Origin of the sequence: Streptomyces sp. B93 (assembly GCF_018070565.1) — a bacterium.
GTDB lineage: Bacteria > Actinomycetota > Actinomycetes > Streptomycetales > Streptomycetaceae > Streptomyces.
In genome coordinates this window covers 60484-71599 of record NZ_JAGPXL010000025.1, presented here as the reverse complement: position 1 = coordinate 71599, position 11116 = coordinate 60484, and the positions used below count along the sequence as shown (strand labels likewise).

Annotated in this window: 10 protein-coding genes; 5 read left to right on the top strand and 5 right to left on the bottom strand. The window is 73.3% G+C overall.

Annotated features, from left to right (window positions below; translation table 11 throughout):
* Window positions 1-77 precede the first annotated feature (77 nt).
* Window positions 78-905 carry a glutaminyl-peptide cyclotransferase gene (locus KBY47_RS22910; protein WP_210923671.1) on the bottom strand — a complete coding sequence of 276 codons (828 nt, stop codon included), beginning with the start codon at window positions 903-905 and terminating at the stop codon, window positions 78-80.
* Window positions 906-924: 19 nt separating this feature from the next.
* Window positions 925-1830, bottom strand: coding sequence for an AraC family transcriptional regulator (locus KBY47_RS22905; protein ID WP_210923670.1), 906 nt, complete (start codon window positions 1828-1830; stop codon window positions 925-927).
* A gap of 144 nt (window positions 1831-1974) precedes the next feature.
* Here KBY47_RS22905 and KBY47_RS22900 point away from each other — a divergent pair, with 144 nt between their 5' ends.
* The 4 genes from KBY47_RS22900 to KBY47_RS22885 all read left to right on the top strand — a co-directional run bounded on the left by KBY47_RS22900 (window position 1975) and on the right by KBY47_RS22885 (window position 6038).
* Complete coding sequence (locus tag KBY47_RS22900) at window positions 1975-2292, top strand: putative quinol monooxygenase (RefSeq protein ID WP_210923668.1); 318 nt, start codon at window positions 1975-1977, stop codon at window positions 2290-2292.
* A gap of 57 nt (window positions 2293-2349) precedes the next feature.
* Window positions 2350-3318 (top strand): alpha/beta hydrolase, encoded by a 969-nt coding sequence (locus KBY47_RS22895; RefSeq protein WP_210923666.1) that lies wholly within the window; start codon window positions 2350-2352, stop codon window positions 3316-3318.
* A 62-nt stretch (window positions 3319-3380) separates the two neighbouring features.
* Window positions 3381-4139: an SDR family NAD(P)-dependent oxidoreductase gene (locus KBY47_RS22890; protein ID WP_210923664.1), complete on the top strand. Its 759-nt coding sequence runs from the start codon at window positions 3381-3383 to the stop codon at window positions 4137-4139.
* 102 nt (window positions 4140-4241) lie between these two features.
* Window positions 4242-6038: a stealth family protein gene (locus tag KBY47_RS22885; protein WP_210923662.1), complete on the top strand. Its 1797-nt coding sequence runs from the start codon at window positions 4242-4244 to the stop codon at window positions 6036-6038.
* Here KBY47_RS22885 and KBY47_RS22880 read toward each other — a convergent pair.
* Complete coding sequence (locus KBY47_RS22880) at window positions 6028-6987, bottom strand: SDR family NAD(P)-dependent oxidoreductase (protein WP_210923660.1); 960 nt, start codon at window positions 6985-6987, stop codon at window positions 6028-6030. The two genes, KBY47_RS22885 and KBY47_RS22880, sit on opposite strands and share 11 nt — an antisense overlap.
* Window positions 6988-7099: 112 nt before the next feature.
* On the opposite strand from KBY47_RS22880, the gene KBY47_RS22875 reads away from it, so the two are divergent.
* The gene (locus tag KBY47_RS22875) at window positions 7100-8014 is read left to right on the top strand and encodes an AraC family transcriptional regulator (RefSeq protein WP_210923657.1); all 915 of its coding nucleotides are present in this window, start codon (window positions 7100-7102) and stop codon (window positions 8012-8014) included.
* 7 nt (window positions 8015-8021) lie between these two features.
* On the opposite strand, the gene KBY47_RS22870 is transcribed toward KBY47_RS22875, so the two are convergent.
* Both KBY47_RS22870 and KBY47_RS37255 read right to left on the bottom strand, forming a co-directional pair.
* Window positions 8022-10418 carry a PAS domain-containing protein gene (locus KBY47_RS22870; protein ID WP_210923655.1) on the bottom strand — a complete coding sequence of 799 codons (2397 nt, stop codon included), beginning with the start codon at window positions 10416-10418 and terminating at the stop codon, window positions 8022-8024.
* Between the two features lie 85 nt (window positions 10419-10503).
* Window positions 10504-11103, bottom strand: coding sequence for a LuxR C-terminal-related transcriptional regulator (locus KBY47_RS37255; RefSeq protein WP_308405242.1), 600 nt, complete (start codon window positions 11101-11103; stop codon window positions 10504-10506).
* Window positions 11104-11116: the final 13 nt, after the last annotated feature.

Below are 11116 nucleotides of genomic sequence, written 5' to 3'. Positions count from 1 at the left end.
CAAGGAGTTGCGGACTCCTTGCCTTCGCTGTTTCCAGGGCCTTTCAGTAGCCTTCGCGGGGTCTTTCAGCGGCCTTTTCAGGGCCTTTCCCGGGGGCCTTCGAAGCGCACGCGGAACAGCTTCGGCCAGTTCTTCCCGGTGAGCCAGAACTCCGCGCCGCCCGGCAGTGCGGCGATCCCGTTCAGGACCCCCGCGCCCGCACTCGCCGCCACCAGCGCGGAGGCGTCGATGTCGGCGGTCACCCGTCCGGTGTCCGCGTCGACGCGGACGATCCTCGGGCGCCCGTAGACGTTGGCGTACACGCTGTCGCCCACGCACTCCAGCTCGTTGAGGCGGTGCACCGGCCGGTCGCCGCGGCCCGGTTCGGTGACCCGGACGCGGCCCGTGGCCGCCAGGGTCCGCGGGTCCCGGAACGTCAGCCAGGCCGAGCCGTCGCTCGTCACCAGCCGCTGACGGGCGGGCTGGTGGCAGATCCCCCAGCCCTCGCCCGGGTAGCGGACGCGCCGGATCTCCTCCAGCGTGCGCGCGTCCCGTTCGACGGCGACCCCGTTGCGCCAGGTGAGCTGCCACAGCCTCGTCTCGACGACGGTGACGCCCTCGCCGAACCACGCGTCGGGCAGCCGCACCCGCACCGCCGGCGGCTTCCCCGGCGCCCCCACCGTGACCGTGGACCTCCCGAACCTTCCCGTGCTCTCGTACAGCCGCCCGCCCCGCAACTCCAGCCCCTGCGTGTACGCCGCCGGATCGTGGCCCACCTCCTCGACCACCCGCACCCGCTGCCGTACGAGTACGTCGGAGGCGTCGGCGGCGGACGCGCCGACGGGATCGTCGCGGGTGCCGCAGGCCGCCGCGAGGACGGCGAGCAGTGCGGGTGCGATCCAGGGCTGGGTCCGCTGCGCGCGCATGACGCCCACCGTGACACGCTCAGGGCAGTACGCCCGTCGTGGAGCGCGCCGTGTCGCGCAGGCGGGCGGCGTCCTTGCTCGGCGGTGCGCCGAAGTGGCGACGGTACTCGCGGCTGAACTGGGACGGGTTGTCGTAGCCGACGCGGCGTCCCACGCCGGTGACGTCGCCCGGGTGGGTGGCGAGCAGCAGCCGGGCCTCCTGGAGCCGGATCTCCTTCTGGAACTGGATCGGGCTCATCGCGGTCACCGCCTGGAAGTTGCGGTAGAACGCCGAGACGCTCATACCGGACATCCGGGCCACCTCCTCGACCCGGAACGGCTGGTCGTAGTGGTCGCGGATCCAGCGCACGGCACGGGAGACATGGCTGAGGCTGCTGTCGGCGAGGCCGAGCTGGCGTACCGTCGCGCCCTGCTCGCCGGTGATCAGCCGCCACAGGATCTCGCGCTTGACCAAGGGTGCCAGTACGGCCCGGTCGCGGGGCTCGTCGAGCAGGCGCAGCAGCCGGACCACGGCGTCGAGCAGCGCGGCCGGAGCGTCGCTGACGGCGATCCCCGGCGGCGCGCCCGCCCCGGCACGCGGGGTGGCGCCGGGCCCGGCCTGGAGCAGCAGTTCGGCGACGGCGGACGGCTCCAGCAGCAGGCCGAAGCCCAGCGCGGGCCGCCCGGGTTCCACCTGGGTGAACTGCCCGGTGACCGGCAGGTCCACGGAGGCGACCAGGTACTGGCCCGGGCCGTACTCGTACATCCGGTCGCCCAGGGCGAGCCGCTTGGCGCCCTGGGCGATGACGGCCAGCACGGTGCCGGACATCGAGGGCGCCGGGGGATCCGGCCGGTCGACCCGGGAGATGAGGACGCCGTCGATGGCGGTGGTCCAGTCGGGCCGGACGTGCCGGGCCAGCAGGGTGCGCAGTTCCTCCAGGTGCATGCGTCCATTGCAGCACCATCGCGGTCGCCTGCTCCCGCTTTCGAGAGGATTGTGCAAGCGCGAGCGAGCATCGTTCTAACGTTTCCGCAGGTCGGAGCAGTTGAATGGAATTACCGCACTCCAGCGAGGCAAAAGAGGAAAGCGATGATCGTCAACTATGGGTTCAGTGCCGCCCTGACCGCCAAGCCGGGCCTCGGTGACCGGCTCGTCGAGCTGCTGCTGACCGGTCTGGACGAGGGCAGCCCCGGCGCGAGCGAGCACTGCGTCGTCTACCTCGTCTCCCGCTCCGCGTCCGACCCCGACGTCGTGCACGTCATCGAGGGCTGGACCAGCGAGGCCGACCACCACCGGATCTTCGCGGGGGAGGCCGCGCAGGCCATCGTGGCGCGGATCGGCGAACTGCTGGCCGGGGAGTCCGAGTTCACCGACCACGTGCCGGTGCGCGGCAAGGCCGCCTTCTGAACGCCTTGACCCCTCCAGTCCCCGACCCTCCCGTCCCACCCACGAAAGGCAGCGACCATGACCACCGCGCGCCCCGCCCTCGACCCCGAACTGCGTGAACTGCTCACCGGCATGCCCCTGATGTCCCAGCTCGACGCGGACCTGCTCACCCAAGTGCGCGGCCTCGCCGCGACGCCCGTCGAGCCCCACCTCGTCCACCGGCGGGTCGAGCGGCGCGAGGTCACCGTGCCCACCGAGGACGGTGCCGCCATCCCCCTGTCCGTGTTCCGCCCCGCGCACCCCCGCCGCGCCACCGCCGCGCCCTGCGTGTACTGGATCCACGGCGGCGGCATGGTCATGGGCGACCGCTTCTCCCAGATCGACATCCCGCTGGAGTGGTTCGACGAGTTCGGCGCGGTCGTGGTCTCCGTGGACTACCGCCTCGCCCCGGAGGCCACCGGCAGCACCCTGGTCGAGGACTGCTACCGAGGGCTGCTCTGGATCGTCGAACACGCCGCCGGACTGGGCGTCGACCCCGGCCGCGTCATCGTCGCCGGTGCCAGCGCGGGCGGCGGCCTCGCCGCCGGGACGACCCTGCTGGCCCGCGACCTCGGCGGCCCCGCCATCGCCGCGCAGCTGCTGATCTGCCCCATGCTCGACCACCGCAACACCAGCGTCTCCAGCCGCCAGTTCTCCGGCGAGCCCGGCGTCTGGACCCGCGAGATGAACGAGTTCGGCTGGCGCTGCGTCCTCGGCGACCGCACCGATGACGAGGTGTCCGCCTATGTGTCACCCGCCCTGGCCGACGACCTGTCCGGCCTGCCGACCACCTACGTCGACACCGGCTCCGCCGAGGTCTTCCGCGACGAGGACACCGCCTACGCCAGCCGCCTCTGGGCGGCCGGAGGCCAGGCCGAACTCCATGTCTGGGCGGGGGGCTTCCACGGCTTCGACGCCCTCTTCCCCGGGGCCCGGATGTCGGCCACGGCCCGCCGGACCCGGACCGACTGGCTCGCCCGCGTCCTGGCCCCTGCCACCGCCGCGTGACCCCGTACCCGCCCGCACTTCCGCACCCCACCCACGCACGACCGCACCCCAGGAGGAACACCATGAAGGTCGCCATCGTCACCGGCGCCAGCTCCGGCATTGGACAGAGCGCCGCCATCGAGATCGCCAGGCGCGGCACCGGGGTCATCCTGACCTACGGCAGCAACCCGCGGGGCGGGCAGGAGACCGTCGCCGCCATCGAGAAGGAGGGCGGCACCGCCGTCGCGCTGCCGCTGGACCTCGGCGACAGCTCCACCTTCGCCGCCTTCCACGACACCGTCGCCCGGGTACTGCGCGACACCTGGCGGCGCGACACCTTCGACCACCTGGTCAACAACGCCGGATTCGCGCGGTCGTCGCTGATCGAGGACACCACCGAGGAGACGTTCGACCGGCTCATGCGCGTCCTGCTGAAGGGACCGTACTTCCTGACGCAACGGCTGCTGCCCCTGCTGGCCGACGGCGGCGCCATCGTCAACACCAGCAGCAACTCGGCCGCGACGGCGGGCCTGGAGCCCGGCTACTCGGCCTACGCGTCCATGAAGGGCGGCCTCGACGTGCTGACCCGGTACATGGCCAAGGAGTTCAGCCCCCGGGGCATCCGGGTCAACTCCGTCTCGCCGGGCTCGACCCGCACCCGGATCGGCGACGACGCCTTCACCCGCTTCCCCGAGGTCGTCCCCGCCCTCGCCGCGAAGACCGCGCTCGGCCGGGTCGGCGAACCCGACGACATCGGCGCGATGATCGCCACCCTGGTCTCCGAGGAGAGCCGCTGGGTTACCGCCCAGAACATCGAGGTCTCGGGCGGCTACAACCTCTAGGGCGTGCTCCGCCCCGGACGACCCCATCCGGCCCCAGGCGCCGGGCCCGCGGCGGTGGGACAGTGACAGCAGGGCGCGATGACGCGCGAGGAGGGCGGACCCATGAACGGTGCGCGAACCCTTGAACCCGGCGTCCGCAGCAGCCCCGAGGGCTCATGGCTGCTGCGCCGGTACCGCCGGACGGTGCCGCTGCGGGTCCGACGGGCCGTCGTCGCCCGCACCACACCCGGTGTCCGCGCCCGGGCGAAGCGGTACGTCGCCGACGTGCCGTCCGCACGGCACCTGGTGGGCCTGGTCCGGGCGGCCTGCCTGGTCCGCGCCCACCCCGGCTGGTGCGCTGCACCCGGCAGGGCCGTACGGCTCGTGCGGGACGTACCGAGGATCACACTGGTACGGCCCGACCCGTCGCCCCTGTGGGCACGCAACGCCAACGCGGCGGCCGTGCGCCGGGCGCTCGACGAGGCGGGCGTCGACCACTTCACCGTACGCGGACGCAGCAACACCTCCTCGGTGATCGCGGTGTCGGCGGACGACCGGCGCGAGGTCCTGGACGCCCTGGTGCGGGCGTGCCGGGCCCGCCCCGGCTACCTCAGCGCCGTCGACCCGCGCCGGCCCCGGCGGACCGTCACCCGGCCGGGCTTCACCCGCGGCGCCCGGCGCGCACTGGCCCGCGCCGACGTCGTACGCGTCACCTGGTACCACGGCGATCCGCGGGGGCGGCTCACACTCGGCCCCAGCTACGGCTGCGACGTCGAGTTCTGGACCCCCGAGGGCGACACCCTGCTGGCGCCGCGCCCCAACCGGCGGGCCGAGCGGGTGCCGCGCACCGACAGCCCCGTCCAGGTCTCCGACTCCCTCTTCACCTGGCTCGCTCCCGCCGACACCCCCGCGCGTTCCCTCCCCGCCGTCCGCACCCGCGCCGAGTTCGCCCGCCCGGCGCCCGACGACATCCGCTTCCCCGTGGACGTGGTGTACACGTGGGTCGACGGGAACTCACCGCGATGGCGGCGCCGCCGCGCCGAGTGGACCGCGGCGGGCTACCACGAGGAGGCCGCCAACGCGGCCCGCTACCTCGACCACGACGAACTGCGCCACTCCCTGCGTTCCCTGAGCCAGTACGCCCCCTGGGTACGCACCGTCCACCTCGTCACCGACGAGCAGATCCCGCCCTGGCTGAATCTGGGCGCCCCCGGTCTCCACCTCGTCGGGCACAAGGAGATCTTCAGCGACCCCGGCCTGCTGCCCACCTTCAACTCACACGCCATCGAGAGCCAACTGCACCACATCGACGGCCTGTCGGAGCACTTCCTCTACTTCAACGACGACGTCTTCCTCGGCAGACCGGTCACACCCCAGGACTTCTTCTTCGCCAACGGGCTCACCAAGTTCTTCCCGTCGGCCGTCCTCATCCCGCCGGGCCCGCCCGACGAGCGGGACGTCCCGGTCGCCGCCGCGGGCAAGAACAACCGGGCCCTGATCGCGGCGGTCTTCGGCACCGAGATCAGCCACAAGATGAAACACACCCCGCACGCGCTGCGGCGCAGCGTCCTGTACGAGATCGAGGACAGGTTCGCCGACCGGCACCGTGCCACCGCCGGGCACCGGCTGCGCAGCCCCGACGACCTGTCGATCGTGTCCTCGCTGCACCACTACTACGCCTTCCAGACCGCCCGCGCCGTCCCCGGACGGCTGCGCTACGCCTACCTCGACCTGTCGCACCCCGCTCTGGAGGCCCGCCTCGGCGGGCTCCTCGCGCGGCGCGACCGGCACGTCTTCTGTCTGAACGACACCGTCTCCACCGGGGCGGACCCGGCGGCGCGGCAGGCGCTGCTGTCCGACTTCCTGGACGCCTACTTCCCCGTCGCCGGTCCGTACGAGACCGTCCCGGTCACCCGATAGCGTCCGCCGCGTACTCCCACAGCCGGTCGGCCGCCGCGGTGTCCAGGGCATGCGCGGCCACGCCGGCGGGCGCGTCCGAGCCGGCCGGCACGAACGGTGACTCCTGGTTGTCCTCGAAGTACCGGCCGGTGACGCCGTCCAGGAGGGGGGAGGCGGCCAGCAGCACCGAGGTCGAGGCGCCCTGCGCGGGCGTCTTGTAGTACGGCAGCGGCGTCAGGTTCCCCGCTTCGTCCATGACGCCGAACGCCCGCATGGTGTCGTCGTCGAGGTGCCGCTGGAGGTTGGTGAGGATGTACCCCGGGTTGAGCGCGTTCGCCGTGATGCCGTCGGCCGTCCAGCGCCGGGCGCCCACCGCGAGCAGCACGTCGGCGGTCTTGGACTGCCCGTACGCCACCCACGGGTCGTAGGGGCGGCGCGCGAAGTGCGGGTCGTCGAAGTCGAACGGCGCGGTGCGGTGGGCGCCTGAGCTGACGACCACGAGGCGGGCCGCACCGGAGTCCCGGAGCGGGGCGTACAGACCGGTGGCGAGGGCGTAGTGGCCGAGGAAGTTGGTGGCCAGCTGCGCCTCCCAGCCCCGCGCGGTAAGCGTCCGCTCCGGCAGGGCCATGATCCCGGCGTTGGCGACGAGGATGTCGAGCGGCCCCCGCCAGGCCTTCGTGAAGGCGTCGACCGACGCGAGGTCCGACAGGTCGAGCGCGGCGGCCCGCACCTCGCCCGTGCCGGGGCGGGCGGTGAGTTCGCGGACCAGTGGCTCGGCGGTCTCCGGGCGGCGGGTGGCGATGGTGACGTGCGCGCCCGCGGCGGCGAGCGCCCGCACGGTCTCGGCGCCGATGCCGGAGGCGCCACCGGTCACCACCGCGTGCCGTCCGGTGAGATCGACACCGTCGAGGACCTCCGCCGCGGTGGTGTCACGGTCGTAGGGAGTCGTGATGAGTGAGCGGGCGTCCACGGTGGGCCCTTCTTGTGGGTGAGCGTTGTCCCTTCCGACGCTACGACGCACACCCTGGACGATCTATTATTCAGCGTCCGTGATTCTTTAGCCCCCGTCCGAAAGGTGGGACATGGATCCCCTCGACGATGTCCTCGCCCTGCTGGAGACCCAGGGCCACCTCTCCTCCAGCCTCGTCGCCGGAGGCCAGTGGGCCGTGCGGTTCCAGCCGCCGGAGGGCGTCAAGTTCAACGCGGTACGGCGCGGCTCCTGTGTCCTGGAGGTCGACGGGATCGACGAGCCGATCACCCTGGCCCAGGGCGACTGCTACCTGCTCACCGGGGCCAGGGGGTTCACCCTGCGCAGCGACCCGGGAGTGGAGCCGGTCGACGCGCGCCGGATCTTCGCGCAGGCCGTCGACGGGGTCGCCAGGACCGGCGAGGGCGACGACGTGCTGCTCATCGGCGGCCGGTTCTCCTTCGGCTCGCACGCCCAGGACCTGCTCCTGGACGCGCTGCCCCCGGTCATCCACGTACCCTCCGGCACCCGGCAGGCCGAGACCGTGGAGTGGGCGCTGACCGCCATCGGCGACGAGCTGACGGGCCGCCCGCTGGCCTCCCGGCTGGTCGCCGAGCATCTCGCCGTCGTCATGCTCGTCCACGTACTGCGGCTGCACCTGGCCCGGGAACCGCGGACGATGTCCGGCTGGCTGGCCGGTCTCGCCGACCCCGCCGTGGCCGCCGCGCTGACCGCCATGCACGGCGACCCCGCCCGCCCGTGGACCGTGGCCGACCTCGCCCGCTCCGGCGCGGTGTCCCGCTCGACGCTCGCCGCCCGCTTCAAGGAGACGGTCGGGCAGGGCCCCCTCGAGTACCTGACGCGATGGCGCATCGAACTCGCCGCCCGGCGGCTGCGGCAGGGCGGTGACACCGTCGCCGCCATCGCCCACGACATCGGCTACGGCTCCGAGAGCGCGCTGAGCGTCGCCTTCAAACGCGTCACCGGGTTGTCGCCCCGCGACTACCGCAAACAGCTGATCGAGGCGTGAACCGAAATCACAGCGGCGCCTCGTCCGCCACGTCCTGCTCCGTCCAGATCGTCTTGCCGGTGTCGCTGAACCGGGTGCCCCAGCGCTGGGTGAGCTGGGCGACGAGGAACAGCCCCCGGCCCCCCTCGTCCCCGGTTCGTGCGTAGCGCAGATGCGGGGCCGTGGTGCTGCCGTCGGACACCTCGCAGATCAGCGTGTGCTGGTCGTGGATGATCCGCAGCCCGATGGGCCCCTCCGCATAGCGGATCGCGTTGGTGACCAGCTCGCTGACCACCAGCTCCGTCACGAACGCCGTCTCCTCCAGGCCCCAGACGTCGAGCTGCCGCTGCACCAGGTTGCGCGCCGTGGCCACCACAGCCGGGTCGCTCGGCAGGTCCCAGGCGGACATGTGGTTCTCGTCCAAACGCCGGGTGCGGGCCAGCAGCAGCACCGCCCCCGGCGGCGCGGGGCCGTCCCCGGACGCGGCCGCCAGCACGTCCTCGCGCAGCTCGGCCAGCGAACGGCCGGACGCCGAGGCCAGGGGGGCGGTGAGGGAACGCGGCCGCTCCCCGTCCGGGCCGCGGTCAGGCGCCAGCGCCGGGGTATAGAACATCAGCGTGCTGTCGGCGGGCAGGTCGACGTCCTCGGCGGCGGTCTGCCGCCCGGCCGCGCCCAGCGGCGGGCCCGCCGACGCGGTGAGCGGCCGTACGCCGCCGTCCGGCGTGGCCACGAGGGGCGCGGGCTGCCCGGCGCTGGCCAGGGACAGCCGACCGGTGGCGGGGTCGTAGACGGCGTAGGTGCAGGTGATCCGGGAGCCCTCGCCGCCGTCCCGGGCCGCGGCACCCGCGCCGCCGCCGCCCGCGATCCGCGTCACCAGGGCGTCCAGCCGGGCCAGCACCTCCGCCGGATCGAGGTCCAGGTCCGTCAGCGCGTGCACGGCCGTCCCCAGCCGCCCGATGGCGGCGGCGCCGGACAGGCCGCTCTCGTCGGTGGTGCCGACGACGAGAGCCACCCGCGCCCCGGACACCGGGATCACGTCGAACCAGTTCGCGCCCGTGGTGGCGGCGGCGAAGTAGTGGGCGGTCCGCACGGCGCTCTGCTCGTCGGCGTGCCGGGGGAGCAGCTCACGCTGCAAGGCCCGTGCGGCACAGTGCTCCCGGGTGTAGCGGCGCGCGTTGTCGATGCTGACGGCCGCGCGGGAGGAGAGGTCACGTGCCGTCAGGACGTCGAAGTCGGAGAAGCCGCCGTCCGGATCGAACCGGTAGTACGTCACCACGCCGACGACGGTGTCCCGGACGCGCATCGGGACGACGAGGGAGTGCGCGGGCCGCTCACCGCGCGTGCCCCGGTACAGCGGCTCCCCGTCGTCCGGCAGCAGGATGTCCGCGCGGCGCGGTTCCAGACCGGCCAGCTGCCCGCCGTCGGACGCCGGGAAGGGCAGCACGGGCCGACCGGTGCGGTCCGTGCGGTCTGGTGCGGCGGTGTCGTCGGCGTACCGCAGACCGACCCTGAGGAGACCGGCCCGGGACGGGTCGGGTTCCGCACCGGAGAGCACGGGCGCGAGCACATCGACCGTGGCGGCGTCAGCGAACCGGGGGACGACCACGTCGGCGAGCTGCTGACCGGTCTCCACCACGTCGAGGGACGTGCCGATCAGGGTGCTGGCGTCGGCGAGCAGGGCGATGCGCTCCTCCGCGACCCGCTGGGCCGTGATCTCCACCGCGGTGGTGGCGAGGCCCACCACCTGCCCGGCCGGATCCTCCAGCCGGAAGATCGAGTTGGCGAAGACGTGCTCATGGCCGGGATCGTCCGGTGGCCGCCCGTGCTTGTCGAAGTCCAGGACCGGTGTCCCCGACTCCAGCACCTCCCGCATCCGCCCCTCGAACTCGGTCGAGTTGGAGTCGGGCCACAGCTCGTGCGGCATCCGGCCGATGGAGTCGTCCGCGAACAGGCCCTCAAGTCCGCGCGCCGCCGGATTGCACCGACGCAGGCGCAGATCGGAGTCGTAGACGCAGAGACTCGTGGGGGACTGGTTGAACAGCGTGTCGAGCAGCGCCTCGTCGACGGTCCGCCCCTCCGGGGCGGCCGTGACCGGTGTCACCAGCACGGTCCAGCCGCCCGGCGGCCGGTCGGTGGGGCGTATCCGCACCCGGCACGCCCGTGCGCGGCCGTCGCGGTCGCGCAGCACGACCGCCGCCGAGGCGTCCTCCTCGGCGGCGGCGCTGCCGTCGAGGGCCAGCGGCCGCTTCGGGGCGAGCAGCGCGCTCACCGGCCTGCCGCGCACCTCCGACTCCGTGAAGCCCAGCAGGTCATGGGCGGCCGTACTCCAGCCGACGACGGTTCCGTGCCGGTCGACCACCAGTTCGGCGTCCGTGTGGGGCCGCCGCGCCGACGACCGCCGTTCCGCTGTGTGTGGGGTGCTCACCGCAACCAGTCCCCTCGCGCTCCCTGAGTGTCAGGATGGCAAAGGTCACTGGCCCGGGCACCCCGGGCGGTGGCCGACGGCGGCGTCACAGCCAGCCGCGGCCGGCCGCCTGCCACGCGAGCTGGGTCCGGGTGGTGGCGCCCGCCAGCTGCATCATCCGCTGGACATGGCGCTGCACGGTGCGTCGGCTCAGTCCGATCTGGGTCGCTATCGCCTTGTCGGCGATCCCCGCGACGAGCAGCGACAGCAGTCTGCGGTCCAGGGCGGACAGCGGATCGGGGGCGGCGGCGTCGGTACCGGTGACGGCTCCGGAGTCATCGACGACCAGGGGGACCGCGTCCTCCCAGTACCGCTCGAAGAGCGCGGTCAGCGCGGCGAGGAGGCTGCTGTCGCGGATCAGGGCCGCGGTCGGCGGCTCCGGGCTGCCCTGGGCGCCGCCGGGTACGAGCGGGCAGACGGCGATCGACCGGTCCGCGATCGCCAGCCGCAGCGGCAGATGCGGGACGGCGCGGGCGATCTCCCCGGCGTGCACCGCCCTGGCCACGTTGTCGACGGCGCCCTCGTCGTCGAAGTAGCCCTTCTCGTACAGCACTCGGTAGCGCACGCCGCGCGCCAGGGCGTCGAACTCGGCCTGGTTGCTCCCGGCGGGCATCGCCACGTACTGCGGCTTGCAGAACCAGAGCATCTCGTCGCGGGCC

Excerpts from the sequence above, each read along its gene's own strand:
- KBY47_RS22910 (WP_210923671.1), bottom strand. The coding sequence starts at position 905 with ATGCGCGCGCAGCGGACCCAGCCCTGGATCGCACCCGCACTGCTCGCC.
- KBY47_RS22905 (WP_210923670.1), bottom strand. The coding sequence starts at position 1,830 with ATGCACCTGGAGGAACTGCGCACCCTGCTGGCCCGGCACGTCCGGCCC.
- KBY47_RS22900 (WP_210923668.1), top strand. The coding sequence starts at position 1,975 with ATGATCGTCAACTATGGGTTCAGTGCCGCCCTGACCGCCAAGCCGGGC.
- KBY47_RS22895 (WP_210923666.1), top strand. The coding sequence starts at position 2,350 with ATGACCACCGCGCGCCCCGCCCTCGACCCCGAACTGCGTGAACTGCTC.
- KBY47_RS22890 (WP_210923664.1), top strand. The coding sequence starts at position 3,381 with ATGAAGGTCGCCATCGTCACCGGCGCCAGCTCCGGCATTGGACAGAGC.
- KBY47_RS22885 (WP_210923662.1), top strand. The coding sequence starts at position 4,242 with ATGAACGGTGCGCGAACCCTTGAACCCGGCGTCCGCAGCAGCCCCGAG.
- KBY47_RS22875 (WP_210923657.1), top strand. The coding sequence starts at position 7,100 with ATGGATCCCCTCGACGATGTCCTCGCCCTGCTGGAGACCCAGGGCCAC.
- KBY47_RS37255 (WP_308405242.1), bottom strand. The coding sequence starts at position 11,103 with ATGCTCTGGTTCTGCAAGCCGCAGTACGTGGCGATGCCCGCCGGGAGC.